Source organism: Azospira sp. MPR-E4, from assembly GCF_058809645.1.
On the sequence record NZ_JBXAST010000014.1, the window covers coordinates 35,236 to 58,482 of the forward strand.

General features: G+C 67.8%; 21 protein-coding genes. 5 read left to right on the forward strand and 16 right to left on the reverse strand.

The window, feature by feature from the left end:
* Nucleotides 1–67: 67 nt before the first annotated feature.
* The 10 genes from AC1RTA_RS06575 to AC1RTA_RS06620 all read right to left on the reverse strand — a co-directional run bounded on the left by AC1RTA_RS06575 (nt 68) and on the right by AC1RTA_RS06620 (nt 10,895).
* Complete coding sequence (locus AC1RTA_RS06575) at nt 68–2,071, reverse strand: acetyl/propionyl/methylcrotonyl-CoA carboxylase subunit alpha (protein WP_492784299.1); 2,004 nt, start codon at nt 2,069–2,071, stop codon at nt 68–70.
* 63 nt (nt 2,072–2,134) lie between these two features.
* On the reverse strand, nt 2,135–2,926 hold the full coding sequence (locus AC1RTA_RS06580) for an enoyl-CoA hydratase/isomerase family protein (RefSeq protein WP_130459530.1): 792 nt from the start codon (nt 2,924–2,926) through the stop codon (nt 2,135–2,137).
* 20 nt (nt 2,927–2,946) lie between these two features.
* Nucleotides 2,947–4,554, reverse strand: coding sequence for a carboxyl transferase domain-containing protein (locus tag AC1RTA_RS06585; protein ID WP_492784300.1), 1,608 nt, complete (start codon nt 4,552–4,554; stop codon nt 2,947–2,949).
* 132 nt (nt 4,555–4,686) lie between these two features.
* Complete coding sequence (locus AC1RTA_RS06590; protein ID WP_492784301.1) at nt 4,687–5,271, reverse strand: LOG family protein; 585 nt, start codon at nt 5,269–5,271, stop codon at nt 4,687–4,689.
* A 116-nt stretch (nt 5,272–5,387) separates the two neighbouring features.
* Entirely contained in the window at nt 5,388–5,990 is a 603-nt protein-coding gene (locus AC1RTA_RS06595) for a 2-hydroxychromene-2-carboxylate isomerase (RefSeq protein WP_492784302.1), read from the reverse strand.
* A gap of 87 nt (nt 5,991–6,077) precedes the next feature.
* Nucleotides 6,078–7,214 carry an acyl-CoA dehydrogenase gene (locus AC1RTA_RS06600; protein WP_014236083.1) on the reverse strand — a complete coding sequence of 379 codons (1,137 nt, stop codon included), beginning with the start codon at nt 7,212–7,214 and terminating at the stop codon, nt 6,078–6,080.
* Nucleotides 7,215–7,299: 85 nt separating this feature from the next.
* The gene (locus AC1RTA_RS06605; protein ID WP_492784303.1) at nt 7,300–8,481 is read right to left on the reverse strand and encodes an acetyl-CoA C-acetyltransferase; all 1,182 of its coding nucleotides are present in this window, start codon (nt 8,479–8,481) and stop codon (nt 7,300–7,302) included.
* Between the two features lie 70 nt (nt 8,482–8,551).
* A complete protein-coding gene (locus AC1RTA_RS06610; protein ID WP_130459535.1) occupies nt 8,552–9,724 on the reverse strand; it encodes an isovaleryl-CoA dehydrogenase in 1,173 nt (390 codons plus the stop codon).
* 150 nt (nt 9,725–9,874) lie between these two features.
* Nucleotides 9,875–10,339, reverse strand: coding sequence for a PaaI family thioesterase (locus AC1RTA_RS06615; RefSeq protein ID WP_205230625.1), 465 nt, complete (start codon nt 10,337–10,339; stop codon nt 9,875–9,877).
* An 85-nt stretch (nt 10,340–10,424) separates the two neighbouring features.
* The gene (locus tag AC1RTA_RS06620; protein WP_014236079.1) at nt 10,425–10,895 is read right to left on the reverse strand and encodes a MerR family transcriptional regulator; all 471 of its coding nucleotides are present in this window, start codon (nt 10,893–10,895) and stop codon (nt 10,425–10,427) included.
* Nucleotides 10,896–11,128: 233 nt separating this feature from the next.
* On the opposite strand from AC1RTA_RS06620, the gene AC1RTA_RS06625 reads away from it, so the two are divergent.
* Complete coding sequence (locus AC1RTA_RS06625) at nt 11,129–12,163, forward strand: MBL fold metallo-hydrolase (protein ID WP_152090263.1); 1,035 nt, start codon at nt 11,129–11,131, stop codon at nt 12,161–12,163.
* Nucleotides 12,164–12,181: 18 nt separating this feature from the next.
* Nucleotides 12,182–14,011: a PHA/PHB synthase family protein gene (locus AC1RTA_RS06630; protein WP_492784304.1), complete on the forward strand. Its 1,830-nt coding sequence runs from the start codon at nt 12,182–12,184 to the stop codon at nt 14,009–14,011.
* 73 nt (nt 14,012–14,084) lie between these two features.
* Here the strand turns inward: AC1RTA_RS06630 and AC1RTA_RS06635 are convergent, their stop codons facing one another.
* A complete protein-coding gene (locus AC1RTA_RS06635; RefSeq protein WP_172974760.1) occupies nt 14,085–15,374 on the reverse strand; it encodes a sensor domain-containing diguanylate cyclase in 1,290 nt (429 codons plus the stop codon).
* Between the two features lie 138 nt (nt 15,375–15,512).
* On the opposite strand from AC1RTA_RS06635, the gene AC1RTA_RS06640 reads away from it, so the two are divergent.
* Both AC1RTA_RS06640 and nfi read left to right on the forward strand, forming a co-directional pair.
* Complete coding sequence (locus AC1RTA_RS06640; RefSeq protein WP_492784305.1) at nt 15,513–16,673, forward strand: alkaline phosphatase family protein; 1,161 nt, start codon at nt 15,513–15,515, stop codon at nt 16,671–16,673.
* Nucleotides 16,674–16,683: 10 nt separating this feature from the next.
* Nucleotides 16,684–17,337 carry a deoxyribonuclease V gene (nfi, locus tag AC1RTA_RS06645; protein WP_492784306.1) on the forward strand — a complete coding sequence of 218 codons (654 nt, stop codon included), beginning with the start codon at nt 16,684–16,686 and terminating at the stop codon, nt 17,335–17,337.
* 54 nt (nt 17,338–17,391) lie between these two features.
* On the opposite strand, the gene AC1RTA_RS06650 is transcribed toward nfi, so the two are convergent.
* The 5 genes from AC1RTA_RS06650 to ubiU form a co-directional block, all read right to left on the reverse strand.
* On the reverse strand, nt 17,392–17,727 hold the full coding sequence (locus AC1RTA_RS06650; RefSeq protein WP_492784307.1) for a hypothetical protein: 336 nt from the start codon (nt 17,725–17,727) through the stop codon (nt 17,392–17,394).
* A gap of 98 nt (nt 17,728–17,825) precedes the next feature.
* Nucleotides 17,826–19,853: a methyl-accepting chemotaxis protein gene (locus AC1RTA_RS06655; RefSeq protein WP_492784308.1), complete on the reverse strand. Its 2,028-nt coding sequence runs from the start codon at nt 19,851–19,853 to the stop codon at nt 17,826–17,828.
* Between the two features lie 185 nt (nt 19,854–20,038).
* Entirely contained in the window at nt 20,039–20,536 is a 498-nt protein-coding gene (ubiT, locus tag AC1RTA_RS06660) for a ubiquinone anaerobic biosynthesis accessory factor UbiT (RefSeq protein ID WP_205230618.1), read from the reverse strand.
* Nucleotide 20,537: 1 nt separating this feature from the next.
* Complete coding sequence (locus AC1RTA_RS06665; protein ID WP_014236069.1) at nt 20,538–21,449, reverse strand: U32 family peptidase; 912 nt, start codon at nt 21,447–21,449, stop codon at nt 20,538–20,540.
* Between the two features lie 17 nt (nt 21,450–21,466).
* Complete coding sequence (gene ubiU, locus AC1RTA_RS06670; protein ID WP_130459545.1) at nt 21,467–22,480, reverse strand: ubiquinone anaerobic biosynthesis protein UbiU; 1,014 nt, start codon at nt 22,478–22,480, stop codon at nt 21,467–21,469.
* A gap of 160 nt (nt 22,481–22,640) precedes the next feature.
* On the opposite strand from ubiU, the gene sigZ reads away from it, so the two are divergent.
* On the forward strand, nt 22,641–23,204 hold the full coding sequence (sigZ, locus tag AC1RTA_RS06675) for an RNA polymerase sigma factor SigZ (RefSeq protein ID WP_287874546.1): 564 nt from the start codon (nt 22,641–22,643) through the stop codon (nt 23,202–23,204).
* The last annotated feature ends 43 nt before the right edge of the window (nt 23,205–23,247 follow it).

Below are 23,247 nucleotides of genomic sequence, written 5' to 3' on the forward strand. Positions count from 1 at the left end.
AGCCTTATTGTTGCGGCACCATCCCCGGAGAATGGCTACTGTCGCCGATCTCCGGGGTATGCTCCGTTCAGGCCGCCGCTTCCGGCGCGAAATCCACCAACTCGGCCCCGTCGGCCACCTGCTCGCCAACGGCATAGCGGAAGCCCTTGAGATTGCCCTGCTTCGGCGCCGTGATGGTGTGCTCCATTTTCATGGCCTCCAGGATCAGCAGGGGCGTTCCCTTTGCCACCGGCCCCGGCTGGGCCAGCAGGGCCACCACCTTGCCCGGCATGGGGGCGGTGAGGCCGCCGCCCTGGGCGCCGCCGGCTTCCACCAGGTGCAGGGGATCGTGGCGCTCGATGACGTAGGTGCCGCTGTTGAGGAAGACGTGGCGTTTCTCACCCACCGCCACCACGCTGGCCATCAGGCGCCGGTCTTCCAGCTCCACCGCCAGCCGGTCGTGGGCCAGCAGGCGGCCCCGGGCCAGCAGCGTGTCGTTGCGCAGGATCAGCTGCCAGTCCTCGCCGGCATAGGCCACGCCCACGTCCACCTGGGTCTCGCCGACCCGGAAGCTGACGGTGCGGCGGGCGGCAATGTTCATGCGCCAGCCGTCGCGCCGGTTCCACGGCGACCAGGGATCGCCGCTGCGCCGGCCCTGCTGGGCCGCCTGTTCCCGCTCCCGCAGCAGCTCGGCCACGGTGGCGGTGAGGATGACGTCCCGCGGCACTTCCGGGCTCTCGGGAAAGAGGAAGTCCTGCTGCCGCTCGATCAGGCCCGTGTCCAGGTCGGCGCCGGCGAAGGCGGGGCAGGACACCAGGCGGGAGAGGAAGTCGATGTTGGTGGTGACGCCCACCACCCGGTAGTCGGCCAGGGCCTGGCGCATGCGGGCCAGGGCGGCCTCCCGGTCCTCGTCCCAGACGATCAGCTTGGCGATCATGGGGTCGTAGTGGGGCGTGATCTCGTCGCCCTCCTCGACGCCGGTGTCCACCCGCACATTGAGGCCCTCGGCCGGCGGTACCAGGTGCAGCAGGCGGCCGGTGGAGGGGAGGAAGCCCTTGCCCGCGTCCTCGGCGTAGATGCGGGCCTCCAGGGCATGGCCGCGGATCTGCAGCTGCTCCTGGCGCAGCGGCAGGGCTTCGCCGGCGGCGACCCGCAGCTGCCATTCCACCAGGTCCTGGCCGGTGATCATTTCGGTGACGGGGTGCTCCACCTGGAGGCGGGTGTTCATCTCCATGAAGTAGAAAGAGCCGTCCTGGTTGGCGATGAATTCCACGGTGCCGGCACCGACGTAGCCGACGGCCTTGGCGGCGGCCACGGCGGCCTCGCCCATCTGGCGGCGGCGCTCCGGCGTCATGCCCGGCGCCGGGGCCTCTTCCAGCACCTTCTGGTGGCGGCGCTGCACCGAGCAGTCCCGCTCGAAGAGATAGACGCAGTTGCCCCGGCTGTCGCCGAAGACCTGGATTTCGATGTGGCGCGGCCGGGTGATGTACTTCTCCACCAGCACCTGGTCGTTGCCGAAGGAGGAACGGGCCTCCCGCCGGCAGGAGGCCAGGGCGGCGATGAAGTCCTCGCCCTTGTCCACCAGGCGCATGCCCTTGCCGCCACCGCCGGCGGCAGCCTTGATCAGCACCGGGTAGCCGATGGCGTCGGCCTGCTGCTTGAGGAATTCCGGCTCCTGGTTGTCGCCGTGGTAGCCCGGGGTGAGGGGCACGGCGGCTTTTTCCATGAGGGCCTTGGCGGCGCTCTTGGAGCCCATGGCGCGGATGGCGGAGGCGGGCGGGCCGATGAAGACGACGCCGGCGGCGGCGCAGGCCTCGGCAAAATCGGCGTTCTCGGAGAGGAAGCCGTATCCCGGGTGGATGGCCTGGGCGCCGGTGCGCCGGGCGGCGTCGAGAATCTTCTCGGCCACCAGATAGGATTCCCGCGCCGCAGCCGGGCCCAGCAGCACCGCCTCGTCGGCCAGGCGCACATGGCGGGCGTTGGCATCGGCCTCGGAATAGACGGCCACGGTGCGGATGCCCAGACGGCGGGCGGTCTTGATGACGCGGCAAGCGATCTCGCCGCGGTTGGCAATCAGGATCTTGCTGAACATCTTGTCTCCTCCGGGCCCCCGTCTAGGCGCGGGGGCTTGGGCATGTTGGGGTGGGGTGCGGCTTCAGTCGGTGATCCAGTGGGGCTTGCGCTTCTCCAGGAAGGCGGCGATGCCTTCCCGGCCTTCCGCCGAGGCCCGCATGGCGGTGATGCGCCGGGTGGTGTCGGCGATCACGGCATCGTCGATGGGCTGGTTGGCCACGGCCCGGATCAGCTCCTTGCTCGCGGCCTGGGCGGCGGGGCCGTTCTTCAGCAGCTTGTCCACGATCTCGCCCACGGCCTCGTCCAGCTGCTCCTCGCTCGGCACGATCTCGTGCAGCAGCCCCAGGCGGTAGCCTTCGGCGGCAGAAAAACGCTCGGCGGTGAGAAAGTAGCGGCGGCACTGGCGCTCGCCCAGGGCGGCGATGACGTAGGGGCTGATGACGGCGGGAATGAGGCCCAGCTTCACTTCCGTCAGGGCGAACATGGCGTCGTAGCTGGCCACCGCCACGTCGCAGGCGGCCACCAGGCCGACCCCGCCGCCGTAGGCGGGGCCCTGGACCCGGGCCACGGTGGGCTTGGCCAGGGTGTTGAGGGTGCGCAGCAGTTCCGCCAGATTGCCGGCGTCGGCCAGGTTCTGCTCCGGGGTGTAGCCGGCGGCCCGCTTCATCCAGTTGAGGTCGGCCCCGGCGCAGAAGCTCTTGCCGGTGGCGGAGAGCACCACCACCCGCACCGCCGGGTCGGCTTCCAGCTGCTTCAAGCCGGCGGTGATTTCCGCCATCAGGGTCTCGTCGAAGGCGTTGTGGCGGTCCGGCTTGTTGAGGGTGAGGATGCCGACGGGGCCGTCCACTTCGATGAGGATGGAGCTGAAGGTCATGGTCTTGTTCTCCCTGTGCGTTACATGCGGAATACGCCGAACCGGGTCTCTTCCGCCGGCGCATTCATGGCCGCCGAGAGCCCCAGGCCCAGCACCCGGCGGGTGTCCGCCGGATCGATGATTCCATCATCCCACAGGCGGGCGCTGGCGTAGTAGGGGTGGCCCTGGGTTTCGTACTGCTCGCGGATGGGGCGGCGGAATTCCTCCTCCTCCTCCGCGCTCCACTGCTTGCCTGCCGCTTCCAGGCCGTCCCGCTTCACCGTGGCCAGCACGCTGGAAGCCTGCTCGCCGCCCATCACCGAAATGCGGGCATTGGGCCACATCCAGAGGAAGCGGGGCGAGTAGGCCCGGCCGCACATGCCGTAGTTGCCGGCACCGAAGGAGCCGCCGATGACCACGGTGAACTTGGGCACTTTGGCGGTGGCCACGGCGGTCACCATCTTGGCCCCGTCCCGGGCGATGCCGCCGTTCTCGTACTTGCGCCCCACCATGAAGCCGGTGATGTTCTGCAGGAACACCAGGGGGATGTTGCGCTGGGCGCACAGCTCGATGAAGTGGGCGGCCTTCAAGGCCGATTCGGAAAAGAGGATGCCGTTGTTGGCGACGATCCCCACCGGGTAGCCCCAGATGCGGGCGAAGCCGCAGACGATGGTGGTGCCGTAGCGGGCCTTGAATTCGTCGAAGTCGGAACCGTCCACGATGCGGGCGATGATCTCGCGCACATCGAAGGGCTTCTTGGTGTCGGTGGGGATGACGCCGTACAGCTCCTCGGCGGCATAGAGGGGCTCCACCGGCTCGCTGAGGCTGACCGAGGGCTGCTTCTGCCAGTTGAGGTTCTTGACGATGCGCCGGGCGATGGCCAGGGCGTGCTGATCGTTCTCGGCGTAATGGTCGGCAACGCCGGAGACGCGGGTATGCACGTCGGCCCCGCCCAGGTCCTCCGCCGTCACCACCTCGCCAGTGGCGGCCTTCACCAGGGGCGGGCCGCCGAGGAAGATGGTGCCCTGCTCCTTGACGATGATGGACTCGTCGGACATGGCCGGCACGTAGGCGCCGCCGGCGGTGCAGGAGCCCATCACGGCGGCGATCTGGGGAATGCCCTGGGCCGAGAGATTGGCCTGGTTGAAGAAGATGCGGCCGAAGTGCTCCTTGTCCGGGAAGACCTCGTCCTGCATGGGCAGGAAGGCTCCGCCCGAATCCACCAGGTAGATGCAGGGCAGGCGGTTCTCCAGGGCGATCTCCTGGGCCCGCAGGTGCTTCTTCACGGTCATGGGGTAGTAGGTGCCGCCCTTCACCGTGGCGTCGTTGGCGACGATCATGCACTCCACGCCATTGACCCGGCCGATGCCGGCGATCACCGAGGCAGCCGGCACGTCGCCGCCGTACATGCCGTGGGCCGCCAGCTGGCCGATCTCCAGGAAGGGAGTGCCCGGGTCCAGCAGGGCGCTGACCCGCTCCCGGGGCAGCAGCTTGCCCCGGGCGATGTGCTTCTGCCGCGCCGCCTCCGGCCCGCCCAGGGCGATGCGGGCCATCTGCTGGCGCAGGTCCGCCACCAGCCCCGCCATGGCATCGGCGTTGTGCTGGAAGTCCTCGGACCGGGGATTGAGTTGGGTTTTTAGTATGCTCATGTCTCCTCGCTTCTTATAGTTCGGGGTGGATGCGGACAAGTTGCAGCCCCGGCCAGGAGACAGCCACCGCTCCATTTCGGCACGGCCCCGACAAGGCGGCCGGCAGGGAAAGGGCGCGGAGCAGGCTCATGGCTAGAGCTGACCTTCCTTTTCCACCCACTTGATGACGCTGGGGGGTTCATAGGCGGCCATGCGCTTGAGCAGGGCGGCGGGATCGGTATCGGCCAGCAGCAGGTTGCGATGCACTTCCCGCACGAAACCCTCGTCCCGGGCCCGGTCGCACAGGGCCAGCAGCGGCGCGTAATAACCCGCAACGTCGAGGATGGCGGCGGGCTTGCCGTGGAAGCCGAGCTGGGCCCAGGTGAGGATTTCGCACAACTCCTCGAAAGTGCCGAAGCCGCCGGGCAGGGCGATGAAGCCGTCGGCCAGTTCGGCCATGCGGGCCTTGCGGGTGTGCATGGAATCCACCACCTCCAGGCGCGTCAGCCCCGGATGGCCGACCTCCTTGTCCATCAGGGACTGGGGAATGACGCCGGTGACGCTGCCACCGGCGGCCATGCAGGCATCGGCCACGACGCCCATGAGACCGACGTTGCCGCCGCCGTAGACCAGTTCAATACCCTCCCGGGCCAGCAGGGTGCCAAGGCCTTCGGCGGCCTGGCGGTATTCGGGACGGTTGCCGAAGCTGGAACCGCAGAAGACGCAAATTCGTTTCATGTACTTTCCACCTTGGATGAAGCCAAAGCGGACAAGCATAGCGCGAGGCGGCAGGGGGGGGCCATGGCGGATGCAGCTGCCCGGGGGTGGAAAGTCATGACGGACACGACAAATGCTCAGAAGGCGCCGTGGGCCAGCCAGCGTTCGATCTGGGGCAGGCGGTCGGCGCCCCAGAAGGGCTCGCCGTCGATGAAGATGAAGGGGGCGCCGAAGACGCCGCGGGCGATGGCGGCATCGCACTCCTGGCGCAGCCGGGCCTTCATTTCCTCGCTCTGGATGGCGGCAGCCAGGGCCGCCGGATCGGCGCCGGCCTGCACGGCCAGCTCGGTCACCACGGCCGTATCGGAGATGTCCCGTCCGTGCACGAAGAGGGCGCGGAAGACGGCATGGGCAAAGGCCCGGGCCTGGGCGCAGTCCTGCTGGTGCAGCCAGTAGTAGGCCCGCGCCGCGGCCTGGGTAGGCAGGGGGAACTTGCTGGGAAAGCGGAAAGGCAGGCCGAGGTAGCGGGCCGAGCGGTCGAAGTCCCGCCGGGAATAGTCGCCCTTGAGGGGAATCTCGGTCAGGGGGGCGCTGCCGGTGGCCTTGAAGACCACGCCGAGCAGGATGGGCCGCCATTTGACCTGGCGCCCGTACCGGGCGGCGAGGGCGTCGATCTGCTCGCTGGCCAGGTAGGCGTAGGGAGAGGAGAAGTCGAAGTAGAACTCCAAAGGCTCGGCCATGGCCATGCTCCTGTTGTTGCTCCGCGGGGTTGGGGTGCGGGGCGCCGTCGTTATTGTAGGGTGGCGCCCCGGTGTTGCCGGTACTGCTTACTCCTGGGCGATGCTGCGGCCGATCACCAGACGCTGGATGTCGTTGGCGCCTTCGTAGATCTGGCTGATGCGCACGTCGCGGTAGATGCGCTCCACCGGGAAGTCGCTGGTGTAGCCGACGCCGCCGTGGATCTGGATGGCGTCGGAAGCGATCTTCTCGGCAGCCTCGGAGGCGAACATCTTGGCCATGGAGGCTTCCTTGAGGCAGGGCTTGCCCGCATCCTTCAACGCAGCGGCGCGCCACACCATGAGGCGGGCGGCGTCGAGCAGGGTGTTCATGTCGGCCAGGCGGAAATTGACGGCCTGGTGCTCGATGATGGGCTGGCCGAAGGTGACCCGCTCCTTGGCGTAGCGCACGGCGGCCTCGAAGGCGGCGCGGGCCATGCCGATGCTCTGGGCGGCGATGCCGATACGGCCGGCTTCGAGGTTGGAGAGGGCAATCTTGTAGCCTTCGCCTTCCTTGCCGAGCAGGGCGGAGGCGGGTACGCGGCAATCCTCGAAAATGATCTGCACGGTGTCGGAGGCATGCTGGCCCATCTTCTCCTCGGTGCGGCCGACGATGAAGCCCTTGGTGTCGGTGGGCACCAGGAAGCAGGAGATGCCCTTCTTGCCGGCGGCCTTGTCGGTGACGGCGAAAACGATGGCCATGTGGGCATGCTTGCCGGTGGTGATGAACTGCTTGACGCCGTTCAGCACGAAATGGTCGCCGTCCCGGTCGGCCCGGGTGGTGATGGCGGCCGCATCGGAGCCGGTGTGGGGTTCGGTCAGGCAGAAGCAGCCCAGCTTCTCGCCCCGGGCCAGGGGCTTGAGCCATTCTTCCTTCTGCTGGTCGGTGCCGTACTTCTGGGTGATACCGCAGGCCAGGGAGTTCTGCACCGAGACGATGGTGGAGGTGGCGCCGTCGCCGGCGGCGATTTCTTCCAGGGTCAGCACCAGGCTCATGTAGTCCATGCCGGCACCGCCCCACTCTTCGGGCACGCACATGCCCATGGCACCCAGCTCGCCCAGTTCCTTCAGGGCTTCGGCGGGGAAGGTGTGGTTCTTGTCCCATTCGGCGGCGAAGGGGGCCAGACGCTCCTGCGCGAAGGCGCGCATGGAGTCGCGGATCATTTCCTGTTCCTGCGTCAGAATCATTTGCTACTACTCCGTCTTGTCGTTTTCGGCGCGGCGCCCGTCCGGGGCGCCGCGGTTTGCATCAATGGGACAGGCAGGGCCCGTCTCAGAACATTTCCACGCCAACGGCCACGGCTTCGCCGCCGCCGATGCACAGGGAGGCGACGCCCTTCTTCTTGCCGTACTGCTTCAGGGCGCCGATCAGGGTCACCAGGATGCGGGCGCCGGAAGCACCGATGGGGTGGCCCAGGGCGCAGGCGCCGCCGTGCACGTTCACCTTGGCCGGGTCCAGCTTGAGGTCCTTGATGGCGGCCATGGTGACCACGGCGAAGGCTTCGTTGATTTCCCACAGGTCCACGTCGGCCACGTTCCAGCCGGTCTTCTGCATCAGCTTTTCCATGGCGAAGACGGGGGCGGTGGTGAACAGGTTGGGTTCCTGGGCGTGGGTGGTGTGACCGACGATCTTGGCGATGGGGCAAAGGCCCAGGGCCTTGGCCTTGGATTCCTTCATCAGCACCAGGGCGGCAGCGCCGTCGGAGATGGAGGAGGAGTTGGCGGCGGTGACGGTGCCATCCTTCTTGAAGGCGGGCTTCAGGGCGGGGATCTTTTCGATCTGGGCCTTCAGGGGCTGCTCGTCCTGGTCCACCACCACATCGCCCTTCTTGCCGGCGATGGTGACGGGAGCGATTTCCCACTTGAACAGACCTTCCTTGATGGCCTTCTGGGCGCGCACGGTGGACTGGATGGCCCACTCGTCCTGGGCTTCGCGGGTGAAGCCGTAGGACTCGGCGCATTCCTCGGCGAAGGTGCCCATCAGGCGGCCCTTCTGGTAGGCATCCTCGAGGCCGTCGAAGAACATGTGGTCCAGCAGCTGGCCGTGGCCCAGGCGATAGCCGCCGCGGGCCTTGGGCAACAGGTAGGGGGCATTGGACATGGATTCCTGGCCGCCGGCGACGCCGATCTCGTAGGAGCCGGCCAGCAGGCTGTCGTGCACCATCATCACGGACTTGAGGGCAGAGCCGCACACCTTGTGGATGGTGGTGCAGCCGGCGGAGAGGGGCAGACCGGCGCCCAGGGCGGCCTGGCGGGCCGGGGCCTGGCCGACGCCGGCTTGCAGCACGTTGCCGAACACCACCTCTTCCACCTGTTCCGGCTTGATGCCGGCCCGTTCGACGGCGGCCTTGATGGCCGTGGCGCCGAGCTGGGGTGCGGTCAGGCTGTTGAAGTCGCCCTGGAAGCCACCCATGGGGGTGCGGGCAACGGAAACGATGACGATGGGGTCAGACATAGTGCTCTCCTAGGTTAAAGAATCTCCGGCCGCCCGCCTGGCACCGCCAGGCCGACGGCCGAATTCAGTTTCATGCCGTTTCGGCAAATAGCTCCCGGCCGATCAGCATACGGCGGATTTCGCTGGTGCCGGCGCCGATCTCGTAGAGCTTGGCGTCGCGCCACAGGCGGCCGGTGGGGTATTCGTTGGTGTAGCCGACGCCGCCCAGGGTCTGGATGGCCTCGCCGGCCATCCAGGTGGCCTTTTCGGCGGAATAGAGGATGGCGCCGGCGGCGTCCTTGCGCAGGCTGCGGGCATGGTCGGCCCGGTCGCAGGCCTGGCCCACGGCATAGACGTAGGCCCGGGTGGCCTGCCAGGTGGAATACATGTCGGCCAGCTTGCCCTGCATCAGCTGGAATTCGCCGATGGGAGTGCCGAACTGTTCCCGCTCATGCAGGTAGGGCAGCACCACGTCCATGCAGGCCGCCATGATGCCCAGCGGACCGCCGCAGAGCACGGCCCGCTCGTAGTCGAGGCCGCTCATCAGCACCTTGGCGCCGTTGCCGACGCCGCCGAGAACGTTCTCCTCCGGCACCTCGCAGTCGTCGAAGAACAGGGGGAAGGTGTTGGAGCCGCGCATGCCCAGCTTGTCCAGGTGGGTGCCGTGGCTGAAGCCCTTGAAGCCCTTTTCCACGATGAAGGCGGTCATGCCCTTGGCGCCGGCGTTGAGGTCGGTCTTGGCGTACACCACCAGGGTGTCGGCATCGCCGCCGTTGGTGATCCACATCTTGGAACCGTTGAGGACGTAGCGGTCGCCCTTCTTCTCCGCCTTGAGCTTCATGGAGACCACGTCGGAACCGGCATTGGGCTCGGACATGGCGAGGGCCCCGACCTGCGTGCCAGAGATCAGGCCAGGCAGGTACTTGGCCTTCTGGGCCGCAGTGCCGTTGCGGCGGATCTGGTTCACGCAGAGGTTGGAGTGGGCGCCGTAGGAGAGGCCCACGGAGGCGGAGGCCCGGGAGATTTCCTCCATGGCCACGATGTGGGCCAGGTAGCCCATGGCAGTGCCGCCGTATTCCTCCTCGGCGGTCATGCCGAGCAGGCCCAGGTCGCCGAATTTCTGCCACAGGTCGGCGGGGAACTCGTTGTCCCTGTCGATCTGGGCCGCCCGGGGGGCGATTTCCTTGGCTGCGAAGGCGCGCACGGTGTCGCGCAGCATCTCGATGGTTTCACCGTGACCGAAGTCCAGGCTGGGAATGTGCATTTGTCTCGCTCCTTTGGATTTTTTCCTTTTCCAGACCACCCGTGGCTTTGTCGCCTTCGCCTCGCCGTGCTGTTCGCACTGTCTTCGGCTTGGCTTCGCGCCACGAGCGGCCTGGAAAAGGAATTGTTTTGTGATGCCGCTTGTTACGGCTTATTCCTTGTGGCTTGTCTCATGTTTTTCTTTTTTACCGTGCATGGTCATGATGGTCTGCTGCATGACCGCGCACAGGGTCTTCTTGCCGTCTTTCACTGCAAACACCTCGCCCCGGGTCACGGTCAGGGTGCGGCCGTATTTCAGCACCGTGCCCTGGGCTATGAGCAGTTCCCCGTCGGCCGGGGCCAGCAGGTTCATCTTGTATTCCACCGTCAGCACGCTGGCGTCGGCGGGCGTCAGGGTGTTGGCGGCATAGCCGGCGGCGGAATCGGCAATCATGCCGACCACGCCGCCGTGGATGAAGCCGTGCTGCTGGGTCACCTCCGGCTTGTGGGGCAGGTGGATCTCCGTGTAGCCCGCCTCCACCACCGGCATGGTGGCCCCGATCAGGGCCATGGCCTGCTGGCGGTGGAAGCTGTCCCGCACACGGGCGGCGAAATCCGGATCGCTGGGGTGGTGCATCTGGTCTCCTCCGGCGCATTGTTGCGCTCTCTGGGATGCTATTGAATGTTACGTTGACGTAAACGTCAACTACCGCTGAAAACCTTCAGCCGGCCGCCTTGCCGGCGCTGGCCGCTCCTTGGCTGCGGCCGGCCTTTTCCAGGGCTTCGGCCTCCACCAGATGCTCGCGGCAGACGGCTTCGATGGTCTCGATCTCGGCCAGAACGGCCTCGATGTCCTCCCGCTGCTGCTCCAGGGCGGCCCGCCGTTCCGACAGCACGTCGAGCAGGCGGGTCAGCTGGTCGGTCTCGTCCCGGGCCACGTCGTACATGTCGATCAGGTCCCGGATCTCGGCCAGGGACAGGCCCAGGCGCTTGCCCCGCAGGGCCAGCTTGAGGCGGGTGCGGTCGCGCTTGGTGTAGACCCGGTTGCGCCCTTCCCGGTTGGGCGCGAGCAAGCCCTGGTCCTCCCAGAAGCGGATGGTGCGGGGCGTGATGTTGAACTCCCGGGCCAGGTCCGAAATGGTAAAGGTCGGGGTGGCGGCAGCAGGCTCGGCCGCTTCGCTAACGGTGCTCACGTCGGCGCATCTCCGGAGAAAGTGGGGCGGGTTGGGAAAAGTGACGGGAGAGTTAAACAGATGCCCCGCCATTTTTCAATCGATACGACGGATAGCCGCCGCCAAAGGCCGGCCGGGATCGCCCCGGGACCAGCCGCCTGTCATGTTGGCGTAAGGGAACTGGGCTTCAATGGTCCTTGTCCCGGGGTATAGTTAAAAACTCCAATAACGCCCCTGCCACCCCACTCCTGTCCATGAAACCATCGCTGCACCTGCCCTTTTCCGAGCCCCCGGCCCCCGGCACCACCCTGGAAGTGGCGCCCGGCATCCTCTGGCTGCGCATGCCCCTGCCCTTCGTCCTCAACCACATCAACCTGTGGCTGCTGCGGGACGGCGACGGTTGGGTGGTGGTGGACACCGGCTTCGGCCTGCCCGACATCCAGGCCATCTGGGAAACGGTCCTGGCCGGCCTCGACGGCCCCATCACCGGCATCGTCGTCACCCATTTCCACCCGGACCACCTGGGCCTGGCCACCTGGCTGCAGGAGCGCTCCGGCGCCCCGCTGTACATGACCGCCGGCGAATACCTGACCGGCCACGCCGTCTGGCACGAAATCGGCGGCCACGGCACCGCCCCCATGCTGGCCCAGTTCCGCGTGCACGGCCTCGACGCGGAGCGCTGCGCCGCCCTGGAGCAGCGGGGCAACGGCTATCGCAAGGGAGTGCCGGCCATGCCCCAGACCTACCACCGCCTGTTCGACGGCGACACCCTGGAGATCGGTGGCCGGCGCTGGCAGGTCATCGTCGGCCACGGCCATTCGCCCGAGCACATGTCCCTTTACTGTGCTGATTCCAACGTGTTAATTTCAGGTGACATGCTGTTGCCGAAAATTTCCACCAACATCAGCGTTTATGCGGTCACCCCCCGGGACAACGCCCTGGAGCATTACCTGGATTCCCTGACCCGCTTCGCCCGGGAATGCTCAGACGAATCCCTGGTGCTGCCCTCCCACGGCCTGCCCTTCAAGGGCATCCGCCAGCGGGTGGACGACCTGCACGGGCACCACGACGAACGCCTGGCCGTGCTGGAGGAGAACTGCAGCGAACCCCGTAGCGCCGCCGAGCTGCTCGCCGCCCTGTTCCCGCGGGCCCTCGACACCCACCAGACCATGTTCGCCATGGGCGAGGCCATCGCCCACCTGAATTACCTGGAGCAATCCGGCCGCCTCACCTGCCAGCAGGGCGCGGACGGCATTCTCCGGTATGTCCGGAAACAAACCACGCATTGACCAAGAAGGGGATTCACGATGTCGCAGCAGACCCAACAGGAAGACCACAACCTCCCCAACCCGGCCGAGCTGGCCAAGTCCTACGCCGAAGTGGCCCAGCGCGCCTCCCGCCTGCTGACCCAGTTCATGGAAAAGAAGGCCGCCGAGGGCATCAATCCGCCCAGTGACGAGATGGGCATCGCCAAGGCCTTCATGGACCTGTCCTCGCGCCTGCTGGCCAATCCCTACAAGCTGGCCCAGACCCAGATGAACATGATGTGGGACTACTTCTCCCTGTGGCAGGGCTCCATGCTCAAGATGATGGGCATGCCGATCCAGCCCATCGCCGCACCGGCCAAGGGCGACAAGCGCTTCCACGACGAGGACTGGGAACAGCATTTCCTCTTCGACTACATCAAGCAGTCCTACCTGATCGCCTCCCGCCACATCCACGACACCGTGTGCTGCGTCGAGGGCCTGCCGGACGAAGCCCAGAAGAAGGTGGCCTTCTACACCCGCCAGTATGTGGACGCCCTGTCCCCCTCCAACTTCGCCTTCACCAACCCGGAAGTGTTCCGCGAGACGGTGAAGAGCCACGGCCAGAACCTGGTCAAGGGCCTCAACAACCTGCTGCAGGACATCGAAGCCGGCGACGGCCAGCTGCGCATCCGCATGACCGACACCAGCGCCTTCGAGCTGGGCAAGAACGTGGCCACCACCCCGGGCAAGGTCGTCTTCCAGAACGACCTGTTCCAGCTGGTGCAGTACGAGCCCACCACCAAGGAGCAGTACAAGAAGCCCCTGCTGATCGTGCCGCCCTGGATCAACAAGTTCTACATCCTGGACCTGCGCGAGAAAAACTCCCTGGTGAAATGGGCCACCGACCAGGGCCACACCACCTACATCATCTCCTGGGTCAATCCGGACGCCCACCTGGCCCAGAAGACCTTCGAGGACTACGTCACCGAGGGCACCCTGGCGGCCATCGCCGCCGTGGAAAAGGATACCGGCGAGAAGCAGATCGACGTGGCCGCCTACTGCATCGGCGGAACCCTGCTGGCCACCACCCTGGCCTACATGGCGGCGAAGAAGGACAACCGAGTAGCCTCCGCCACCTTCTTCACCACCATGATCGACTTCTCCAATCCGGGCGAGCTGGGCGTCTTCATCGACGAGCAGCAGGTCTCCAGCCTGGAGCACAAGATGGCCGAGCGGGGCTATCTGGAAGGCAGCGAGATGGCCATGACCTTCAACCTGCTGAAGGCCAACGACCTGATCTGGTCCTTCGTGGTGAACAACTACCTGCTGGGCAAGGACCCCTTCCCCTTCGACCTGCTCTACTGGAACAGCGACTCCACCCGCATGCCCTACGCCATGCACAGCTTCTACCTGCGCAACATGTACATGGCCAACAAGCTGAAGGAGCCGGGCGGCATCAGCATCGCCGGGGTGCCCATCGACATTTCCAAGATCAAGGTGCCCGCCTACTTCATCTCCACCGTGGAAGACCACATCGCCCCGTGGAAGAGCACCTACCTGGGGGCCAAGCTGTTCTCCGGCCCGGTGCGCTTCGTTCTCGGCGGCTCCGGTCACATCGCCGGCATCGTCAATCCGCCAGCCGCCAACAAGTACGGCTTCTGGATCAATGACGCCGCCAAGCTGCCCGCCACCGCCGACGACTTCCTGGCCGGCTCCACCCAGCATCCGGGTTCCTGGTGGACCGACTGGAACGAATGGGTCACCAGCCTGGACGGCGGCAAGAAGGTGGCGGCGCGCAAGCCCGGCTCCGGCAGCCTCAAGGTGCTCGAGGAGGCCCCCGGCTCCTACGTCAAGTTCCGGCTCGACACCCAGAAGAAGGAATCGGCCTGATCCTGGCAGGCCGCAAAAGCAAAGGGCGCCGACGGCGCCCTTTTTTTTCAGCCGGCGTGCCGGCCGGCTCCGCCTACATCTGGGCCACCTGGTTGCGGCCGTGGCGCTTGGCCTGATAGAGAGCGCTGTCGGCCCGGGCCAGCACCGCATCGAAATTCGGATCGCCGGCCCGGAAGCCGGTGACACCGATGCTGACCGTGTAGGCGATGGAGAGGCCGTTGCAGTGGGCCGGCTGGCCGGCAATGGCCTGGCACAGGCGCTGGCCCAGGGCGAGGCCGCCGTCCTGGTCGGTATCGGGGGAAAGGATGCAGAATTCCTCGCCGCCGATACGGCCGAAGAGGTCCACCTGGCGCAGCAGGATGCCGGTGCGGCGAGCAAAGTCCCGCAGCACCGCATCGCCGACGCCATGGCCGTAGGTGTCGTTGATGTGCTTGAAGTAGTCCAGGTCCAGCATCAGCACCGAGGCCGGATTGCCGGCCCGGTTGAAGCGGGCCATCTCCTGCTCGGCCAGGCGCAGGAAGCTCTGCCGGTTGCATAGCCCGGTGAGAGCGTCGGTGGTGGCCAGCTGGCGCAGTTCGTCCTCCAGCTGCTTGGCCTGGGTGATGTCCAGCATGAAGCCGCTCCACACCGCCGACTGGCCCGGCTCGATGACGTTGGGGCGAGACGAGAGGCGCAGCCACTTCTGCCGCCCCGAGGGGGTGAGGATGCGGATCTCGCTGCTGAACTGGCTGGCACTGAGGTTGGCGGCCTGCTCCTCCTGGCGCAGGCGGGGCAGGTCCTCCGGATGCACCAGCTGCCAGAAACACTCCATGTTGGCCATCAGCACCTCGGCCGGCACTTCGAAAATCTCCTCGCAGCGGGAGTTGAGGTAGAGGAAACGGCTGTCGCCGTCGCCGTGCAGGATGTAGTCGTAGAGCACGCAGGGGACGGTGCGGGCAAGGCGCTCGAAGCGCTCCTGGCTGGCGGCCAGCTCCCATTCGGTGCGCTTGCGCTGGTCGATGTCGGCAATGTTGCCCACCAGGCCGGTGGTACGGCCGTTGGCGTCCACCAGGGCCTTGCCGGTGAGGTTGCCCCAGAACTCGCTGCCGTCCCGGCGCCGGTAGAGGCGCTCCACGTCCACATGGCCGACGCCCCGGGCCATGGTGTTGAGCATGTTCTGCCGCCCCGCCTCCCGTTCCAGGGGATGGATCAGGCTCACATACTCGCTGCCCATCAGCTCCTCCAGGGTGTAGCGGAAGAGGTCGGCCATGCGCCGGTTGGCGTGGACGATGCGCCCGCTCATGTCGAGCAGGAAGATGCCGACGCTGGAACTGTCGTAGATCGCCTGCAGCAGCGAAGTGTCGTCAGCGATACGCTTCTTCATCTGTGGGGCCCCCCATTTTTGCGGCTGCCTTTCTTTGCCGAGGCGGCAGCCTGAGGACATGGTATTCCTCCTCTCCGGTTTCTGCACGGCCGGCGCCGCCGTGCTAGCCTGAAAGGAAACGGCAGCACGGAAACACACATGTACCTTCCCGATTACGACGGCGGCAGCATCGCCAACCTCATGGCCTCCCTGGCCCGGGCCTGCGGCAGCTCGGCCAGCCCCTGCCCGCCCCTGGCCGAACTGCCCCCGGCCCGCCTGGCCGCCGTCAGCAACCTGGTGCTGCTGGTGGTGGACGGCCTCGGCTACGACCTGCTGGCGGAGCGTCCCGGGCCCCTGGCCCCCTATCTGCGCGGCCATCTCACCTCGGTCTTTCCCAGCACCACCGCCGCCGCCATTCCCACCTTCATGACCGGCCTGCCTCCCAGCCGGCACGGCCTTACCGGCTGGCACATGTGGCTGCGGGAAGTGGGCGCCCTGCTCGCCATCCTGCCCCTCAGCGCCCGTCCCGGCGCGCCCCTGGCGGGGCCACTGCCGCCCCGGGCCGAGCTGCCCCAACGTCTGTTCCGGCACGACACCCTGTACCAGTCCATGGACCGCACCAGCTACGTGGTGTCGCCCCATTTCATCGCCGACAGCCCCTTCAACCGCTACCACAGCCGGGGCGCCGTGAAGCAGCCCTACCACGGGCTCGACGGCCTCTTCGCTGCCCTCGGGCAGCTCACCGCCAAGGCCGGCCGCAAGTTCGTCTACGGCTACTGGCCCGACTACGACAGCGCCGCCCACGAACACGGCTGCCGCAGCCCCCAGGCCCTGGCCGCCGTGGATGCCTTCGCCGCAGCCTTCTGCGCCTGGCTGGAGCAGATCCGAGGCAGCGACACCCTGGTCCTGGTCACCGCCGACCACGGCTTCATCGACTGCCCGCCGGAACGGCAGATCGCCCTGGCCGACCATCCCCTGCTGGCCGAATGCCTGGCCCTGCCCCTGTGCGGCGAACGGCGAGCCGCCTGGTGCTACCTGAAGCCGGGCAAGGCCCCCGTCTTCGAGGCCTACGTGCGTCAGCACCTGGCCCATGCGGCCCGGGCCATGCCTCGGGAACAGCTGCTGGCCGAAGGCTGGTTCGGGCCCGGCCCCTATCACCCCGAGCTGGCGGCCCGCATCGGCGACTACGCCCTGCTCATGGCCGACGACTGGGTCATCCACGATACCCTGCCCGGGGAAGCGCCCTACACCCTGGTGGGCCACCACGGTGGCCTCAGCCCGGCGGAAATGCGGGTGCCCCTGCTGGTGGCCCGGCCCTAGGCATGCGCCCATGCACGCGTGGAACCTGAGCCCGGCCCAGGCCCGGGTGCTGCAGCTGGAACTGGCTGCCCGGGTGGAACGGCAGGACCGGCTCGGCCCCCTGCGACGGGTGGCCGGGGTGGACGTGGGCTTCGAGGACGGCGGCGCCGTCACCCGGGCCGCCGTGGCGGTGCTCGACTTCCCCGCCCTGACGCCGGCGGCCCAGGCGGTGGCCCGGGTGCCCACCACCTTTCCCTATGTGCCCGGTCTGCTCTCCTTCCGCGAAGGGCCGGGGGTGCTGGCGGCCCTGGGGCAGCTGGAGGCCCTGCCGGACCTCCTCCTGTGCGACGGTCAGGGCATCGCCCACCCGCGCCGGCTGGGCATCGCCAGCCACCTGGGAGTGCTGCTTGATGTGCCCAGCATCGGCGTCGGCAAAAGCCGGCTCACCGGCTGGCACGAGGCCGTGGGACCGGAGAAGGGGGACTGGGTGCCCCTGTGGGACCGGCGGGGCGGCAGCGAAGTGATCGGCGCCGTGCTGCGCAGCCGTCGCGGCTGCCTGCCCCTGTACATCTCCATCGGCCACCGGGTCAGCCTGGCCACCGCCATCGAGCTGGTGCTGGCCTGCACGCCCCGCTACCAGCTGCCGGAAACGACGCGCCAGGCCCACCGCCTGGCCTCGGGCTGAGGCCGGCACCGCATCGCTACAAGGAGAAAGTGAAAGGGAACCGGCGCCGGGCGGCTAGTCCCGGGCCGGCTGCTCGGCATCGTTGAGTTCGTAGGCGTCGGCCACGTAGCCGTGGCCCTTCATCAGGACCACGATGATGCAGGCGATGGCCAGGGTGAACACCAGGGTCCAGTGCAGGACGACGACGCTGATGGCCAGAATGTCGGCCGTCTGCAACTGCTTTTCCACCTGGGCCATGGAGCCTTCCAGGGGCACCAGGCGCATGGCCAGGGCGGCCAGGGCCGGCAGCAGGGTGCCGATGAGGGCGATGCGGGGCAGCTTGCGCAGCAGGGTCCATTCGAAGCCCGAGGCTTCCCGCCGGCTGCCCGGCAGACGATGCAACATGCCCATGATGCCCTCCCGCAGAAACGGTGCCGCCGGCCGGCGGCACCTGTTCCTAAGAATAGCAAAAGGGGCCGGGGGTTCCCCGCGACCCGTTGCCGCAAGCCTCAGTCGGTGACCAGCCCGGCCACCGAGTCGGTCAGGCCCACGGCCAGGGTGCCCAGCTCGGCCACGGCCTGGCTGGAGGCGCGGATGGCGGCATGGTTCTCCTCGGCCATGTCGGCGATCTCCTGGATGTTGCGGGCGATCTCGGTGCTGGCGTCGCGCTGGCCGGCGGTGGCATCCACGATGTCGCGCACGTGTTCGGCGGAACGGCCCACGGCGTGGCGGATTTCCGCCAGGCTGCGGGACAGCTCCTCCACCCGGCGGGTGCTGCCGTCCACCCGGGCGCTGTTGTCGTCCATGCCGGCCACGGCCTGGTGGATGTCCTGCTGGATGGCGCTGATGGTGCTGCCGATCTCCCGGGTCGAGACGCCGGTGCGGTCGGCCAGCTTGCGCACCTCGTCGGCCACCACGGAAAAGCCGCGGCCGTGCTCGCCGGCCCGGGCCGCCTCGATGGCGGCGTTGAGGGCCAGCAGGTTGGTCTGGTCGGCGATCTCCTGGATGGTCTGCACCACCTTGCCGATTTCCCGGCTGCGCTCCTCCAGGCTCTGGATCAGCTGCACGCTCTCGCGCACGCCGCTGACCACGCCGGCCATGTCGGCGGCGGCGGCCTCGGCCTGGACGGCGCCACGGCCGGCGGCGGCGTCCGCCTCCTCGGTCATGCGCGCCGTCTCCCGGGCGTGTTCCGCCACTTCGGCGACGCTGACGCTCATCTGCTGCACCGCCGCCGCGGTGCGGGCGGCGGCCTCGCTCTGGCGGCCGGAGGCGTGTTCCACCTGCTGGCTGGCCCGGGCCAGGTTGTCGCTGGCCTCCACCACGGCGCGGGCCGCCTGGCCGTTGCCGCGGATGAGGCCGGCGAAGGTTTCCGCCATGTGGTTGAAGCTGTGTCCGGCCTCGGCCACCTCGTCGCCGGAGACCAGCTCCACCCGGGCCCGCAGGTCGCCGCCGGCCATTACGGCGGCGGCGCCGCGCAGGCTGTGGATGCCGCGCATGATGGAGATGTAGGCGCCGGTAAAGCCGTAGACGATCACCAGCAGCAGCAGGGCGAGCCCCCCCAGCACCAGGTTGCGCACCAGCAGCAGCCTGCCCTGGCGCTCCGCCAGGAGGCCGTCGATGGCCGGGGTCAGGGCCCGGGCCAGGTCCAGCACGGCGGCCATGGCCACGTCGCCCCGGGCGGCGTATTCGGCGGCGCCGATGTCGAAGTCGGTGGTGTCGATGACCTTGGTGGTGAGCACTTCCTGCAGGCCCAGGGAGGCGGTGCCGACGTTGCCCGCCGGGCCTTCCAGGCCGGCCTTCAGCCCGGGCCGCAGCTGGGCGGCCTTGTCCACGTTCTCCAGGGTCCAGCCGATGAGGGGCTCCAGGCCGCCGCGCACCACCGTCAGCCGGTTGCGCAGGCCCGACTTGAGGCGCTTGCGCGCCACCGCGCCGAGGCCCGCATCCCGGGCCAGGCCCAGGCTTTCCACCAGCAGCGGCAGCTTCACCGAGAGGGTGTCCACCAGGGCGGCGGCGGCCACGTCGCCGTCCCGGCGCAGGCGGCTGCCGTCGGAGATCTGGCCGAGCCACTGGCGGCTCAGCTGGGACAGTTCCAGATAGGCCTCGAGGCCGCTGTCCGCCTCGTCCTCCGGACGCAGGGCGGCCACCGCCTGCCAGCGGCCCTGCAGTTCGCCCCAGGCCGGGGCGGGACCGAGGGCGCCGGCCTGTTCCTGAGCCAGCTTGCCGACCCGGGCCAGGGCCTGTTCCATGGCGGCCCGGCGCTGGGGCAGGCGCTGCTGGAAATCCGCCTCGCCGGCGGCGGCGCCCTGGAAGGCGCCGTGCAGGTCATGCAGCGCCAGCATCAGTTCCAGGGCCGGCAACTGCAGGGCCAGCCCGGCCCGCTCCTGCTCCAGCTCGGCCAGGGCGCTCTGGCGGTCCGCCAGCAGCAGGCCGCCGAGGAGGATCAGGGGCAGGGCGAACAGGGCGCCGGTGGCCAGGAGCTTCTGGCGGTAGGAGAGGCGGCCAACCAGCCAGGCGGCAGGGGCGAAGAGCGCTTTCATGGAGTCCGGTCCGAAAAAGTGTGACTTTTTTCAGGTTAACGGCCCAATGTGTCACGCCGATGAAATGCGTTTGTAATGATGTTAACGACAATGCCCGTCTGCCAATAAGGCGGGACGGGCATCTTGGGATTGCCTAGGCCAGGAGCGGCGTCAATCATCGCTCCTGGACATGGCAGGCTGAAGGTTCAAGCGTGGCGGCTTCTGCCGGGCAGGGTGGCCACCAGGGCGGAGAGGCGCTCCAGGCCGGGAATGCGGCCGACGCTGGGGGGCCACTCGATGGCGTCGAGCATGTTCTTCACCACCAGGCCCAGTTCGGTGTCGCCTTCGATGGAGAGCTGGCGATTGAAGAACAGGGTGTCCGGGTCCTCCTGGCGGCTGACCAGCTGCAGGTAGGCGGAGAGGTCGGCGCGGAAGGTCAGGTCGGGCTCGCCGGCGGCGCCGAAGACGGGACGGAACCAGCCGTTGGCGTAGGTGAAGCGGGCTTCGCCGCCGGTGTCGTTCACCGCCACCAGGAAGGTCTTGCCCGCCAGGCTCTGCAGGCTGTCTTCCGGCAACAGCTTCAGCTTGGCCGCGGTGTTGAGGCCGGAGACCAAGGCCAGGGCGTGGGGCCACTGGGGCAGGCGGGCACCGATCTTGGCGACGAACTCGGGCAGCTTGAAGGTGGGAATGGTGAAGTGGCTCATGTCAGGCTCCTGCATGCAGTTCGGTGGTGGCCGCCGCTGCCAGATCGATGCCGGCGCGGCCGAACCAGTAGCCGTCGCACAGGCCGTGCTCGGCCCACTGGGGCTGTTCCGCCACCTCTTCGCCGCGGCGGGCGCGCTCGAAGGCGGCGACGATGGCGGCAGTATGCGCCGGTTGGGGGCTGATGCGCACGGCGTCGATGCCCATCTGCGACAGTTCGGGCATCAGGTGCAGCAGGCTGTAGGTCTGGGCCGACATGGTCTGGATGCCGTTGATGACCAGGAAGGGCTGCTTTTCCCGGGTCAGCAGGGTCAGGCCCTCGCTGTGGTCCAGGCACTTGAACTGGCAGTCGTCCTTGTTCAGGTTGTAGTGCCGGGCGGTGAAGCAGCGGGCGGAGAAGGCCAGGGGAATCTTGCCGAAGGCGAAGACCTCCGTCTCCATGCCTGCCGGCCGCGCCTGGTGCAGGGTCTGCACCAGTTCCCGGGTCGCCTCCAGGGGCGGTACCCAGCGCTTGGCGCCGAGGCCGGCGAAGTAGGCCAGGGCCGATTCGTTGTAGATGTTGAGGTGGGGGCCGCAGACGAAGGGCAGCTGCTTTTCCCGGGCCAGGCTGACGGCGCCCAGGTCGTTGGCCTCGAGGGAGCAGTTGCCCTCCTCCACCAGACGGCGCAGGGCCTTCAGGTCGCTTTCCGATTCCAGCAGGGCCTGGGCCGAAATCACCACCTCCTTGCCCGATTCGGCCAGGTCCCTGGCCAGGCCGATCCAGTCGCTGGTGCGCAGCTGCTGGCGGCGGGAGCACACCACTTCACCCAGGTAGATGCGGTCCAGGGGCGTCTCCAGCATGGAGGCGTAGAAATTCATCACTTCCTGCTTGGGCCAGAACCACAGCAGGGGGCCGAGGGAGAGTTTCATGGTCATGTTCGTGCTTTCCTCTCTCAGCGCCAGGGCCGGTTGTAGGCGCCCAGGGTGGCCTGGTGGCCCTCGGAAACCTTGGTCAGTTCGGCCTGCCAGGAAGGCTTGACGCTGTAGCGGTCGTTGCCGTCCTTGAGGCTGTCCAGGGCGGCGCGCAGGGTGCGGGTGACCTGGGTGACGTAGGCCGGGCTGCGCTGGCGGCCTTCGACCTTGATGGCGCGGACGCCGATCTTGACGATCTCCGGCAGCACCGAGAGGACGTTGAGGGAGGTGGGTTCCTCCAGGGCGTAGTAGGTCTCGCCCTGGACTTCGAAGCGGCCCTTGCACAGGGTCGGGTAGCCGGCGTTTTCCTGGTCGCCGTAGCTGTCGATGAGGATGCCGTTGAGGCGGGCGTCCATGCGGCCCGGATTCTTTTCCCAGCGCACGTACTTGGCCGGGGAACAGGCGCCGACGGTGTTGGGGGATTCGCCGCAGGCGTAGGAAGAGAGCCAGCAGCGGCCCTCGTTCATGACGCAGAGGCTGCCGAAGCCGAACACCTCGATCTCCACCGGGGTGTTCTTGATGACGTGCTCCACCTGGGCCAGGGTCAGCACCCGGGGCAGCACGGCGCGGCGGATGCCGAATTCCTTGTGGCAGAAATTGACCGCCTCGTAATTGGTGGCGGAACCCTGCACGGAGAGGTGCAGGTTGAGGTCCGGGTATTTCTCCCGGGCATAGGCCAGCAGGCCCACGTCGGCCAGGATCAGGGCGTCCACGCCGAGGCCGGCGGCCACGTCCACCGCCTCCCGCCAGGCCTGCACGCGGCCGGGCTGGGCATAGGTGTTGAGGGCCAGCAGCACTTCCTTGCCGCGGCTCTGGGCGTAATGCAGCCCTTCGGCCATGGTCTTCTCGTCGAAATTGAGGCCGGCGAAGTTGCGGGCGTTGGTGTCGTTCTTGAAGCCCAGGTAGACGGTGTCGGCGCCGTTATCGACGGCGGCTTTGAGCGCCGGCAGGCTGCCGGCGGGGCAGACCAGTTCGGGCAAGGGATTGTTCGACATGGCAAAAATGGGGAATCCGGGGAAGCCGGGAGTATAGCCCCGCCCCCGCGCAACCCCTTGATTTCGGTCAAACAGGGGGCAGGGAAGGACCGTCCGGGCGCGACCCCGCTCGGCGGACTGCAGCCGGGCCGGGGCAAACGTGTAAGCTGATGCGATCTCCATGCCCCGAATGAATCCCATGAAGTGCGTCGATGCAGCCTGGAAAGCCCATGAGGCAGAACTGATGCGGTTCATCGCCGCCCGCCTGCCGGACCGGGAGGAGGCCCGGGACCTGCTCCAGGAGGTTTTCCTGCGGGCGCTGCGGCAACCCGATGCCCTGTGCGGAGTGGAAAATCCCCGGGCCTGGCTGTTCCAGGTGGCCCGCAACCTGCTGATCGACCGCTTCCGCCTGCAGCGGCAGCAATTGCCCCTGGACGAAGACTGGCCCGCCGCCGAGAGCCCCGAAGTCCCCCCGGTGGACAGGCTGGCCGACTGCCTGCCCCGGGTTCTCGGCGAACTGGCGGAGGCCGACCGGGAGGCCATCCGCCTGTGTGACATCGAAGGCCTGAGCCAGCAGGAATTCGCCCAGCGCCAGGGACTCTCCCTGGCTGCGGCCAAGTCCCGCGTGCAAAGGGCCCGCCGCCGGCTGCGGGCCCGCCTGGTGCAGGCCTGCCAGGTGCGTTTCGACGGCGAAGGCCAGGTCTGCTGCTTCGTGCCCCGGCCGCCCCTCCTTCCCCGGGACTAGCTGCATCCTTTTTGCCCCTGCTTCGTCTTCTGTGCGAGATGCC

What these genes read in the sequence shown, in the direction of transcription:
- AC1RTA_RS06635 (WP_172974760.1), bottom strand. Translation starts at nt 15,374, where the DNA reads ATGAAGAAGCGTATCGCTGACGACACTTCGCTGCTGCAGGCGATCTAC.
- AC1RTA_RS06665 (WP_014236069.1), bottom strand. Translation starts at nt 21,449, where the DNA reads ATGACCATGAAACTCTCCCTCGGCCCCCTGCTGTGGTTCTGGCCCAAG.
- AC1RTA_RS06600 (WP_014236083.1), bottom strand. Translation starts at nt 7,214, where the DNA reads ATGATTCTGACGCAGGAACAGGAAATGATCCGCGACTCCATGCGCGCC.
- AC1RTA_RS06650 (WP_492784307.1), bottom strand. Translation starts at nt 17,727, where the DNA reads ATGGGCATGTTGCATCGTCTGCCGGGCAGCCGGCGGGAAGCCTCGGGC.
- AC1RTA_RS06585 (WP_492784300.1), bottom strand. Translation starts at nt 4,554, where the DNA reads ATGAGCATACTAAAAACCCAACTCAATCCCCGGTCCGAGGACTTCCAG.
- ubiT (WP_205230618.1), bottom strand. Translation starts at nt 20,536, where the DNA reads ATGAGCCACTTCACCATTCCCACCTTCAAGCTGCCCGAGTTCGTCGCC.
- AC1RTA_RS06630 (WP_492784304.1), top strand. Translation starts at nt 12,182, where the DNA reads ATGTCGCAGCAGACCCAACAGGAAGACCACAACCTCCCCAACCCGGCC.
- ubiU (WP_130459545.1), bottom strand. Translation starts at nt 22,480, where the DNA reads ATGTCGAACAATCCCTTGCCCGAACTGGTCTGCCCCGCCGGCAGCCTG.
- AC1RTA_RS06595 (WP_492784302.1), bottom strand. Translation starts at nt 5,990, where the DNA reads ATGGCCGAGCCTTTGGAGTTCTACTTCGACTTCTCCTCTCCCTACGCC.
- AC1RTA_RS06625 (WP_152090263.1), top strand. Translation starts at nt 11,129, where the DNA reads ATGAAACCATCGCTGCACCTGCCCTTTTCCGAGCCCCCGGCCCCCGGC.
- AC1RTA_RS06615 (WP_205230625.1), bottom strand. Translation starts at nt 10,339, where the DNA reads ATGCACCACCCCAGCGATCCGGATTTCGCCGCCCGTGTGCGGGACAGC.
- AC1RTA_RS06640 (WP_492784305.1), top strand. Translation starts at nt 15,513, where the DNA reads ATGTACCTTCCCGATTACGACGGCGGCAGCATCGCCAACCTCATGGCC.
- AC1RTA_RS06575 (WP_492784299.1), bottom strand. Translation starts at nt 2,071, where the DNA reads ATGTTCAGCAAGATCCTGATTGCCAACCGCGGCGAGATCGCTTGCCGC.
- AC1RTA_RS06610 (WP_130459535.1), bottom strand. Translation starts at nt 9,724, where the DNA reads ATGCACATTCCCAGCCTGGACTTCGGTCACGGTGAAACCATCGAGATG.
- AC1RTA_RS06590 (WP_492784301.1), bottom strand. Translation starts at nt 5,271, where the DNA reads ATGAAACGAATTTGCGTCTTCTGCGGTTCCAGCTTCGGCAACCGTCCC.
- AC1RTA_RS06655 (WP_492784308.1), bottom strand. Translation starts at nt 19,853, where the DNA reads ATGAAAGCGCTCTTCGCCCCTGCCGCCTGGCTGGTTGGCCGCCTCTCC.
- AC1RTA_RS06605 (WP_492784303.1), bottom strand. Translation starts at nt 8,481, where the DNA reads ATGTCTGACCCCATCGTCATCGTTTCCGTTGCCCGCACCCCCATGGGT.
- AC1RTA_RS06580 (WP_130459530.1), bottom strand. Translation starts at nt 2,926, where the DNA reads ATGACCTTCAGCTCCATCCTCATCGAAGTGGACGGCCCCGTCGGCATC.
- sigZ (WP_287874546.1), top strand. Translation starts at nt 22,641, where the DNA reads ATGCCCCGAATGAATCCCATGAAGTGCGTCGATGCAGCCTGGAAAGCC.
- nfi (WP_492784306.1), top strand. Translation starts at nt 16,684, where the DNA reads ATGCACGCGTGGAACCTGAGCCCGGCCCAGGCCCGGGTGCTGCAGCTG.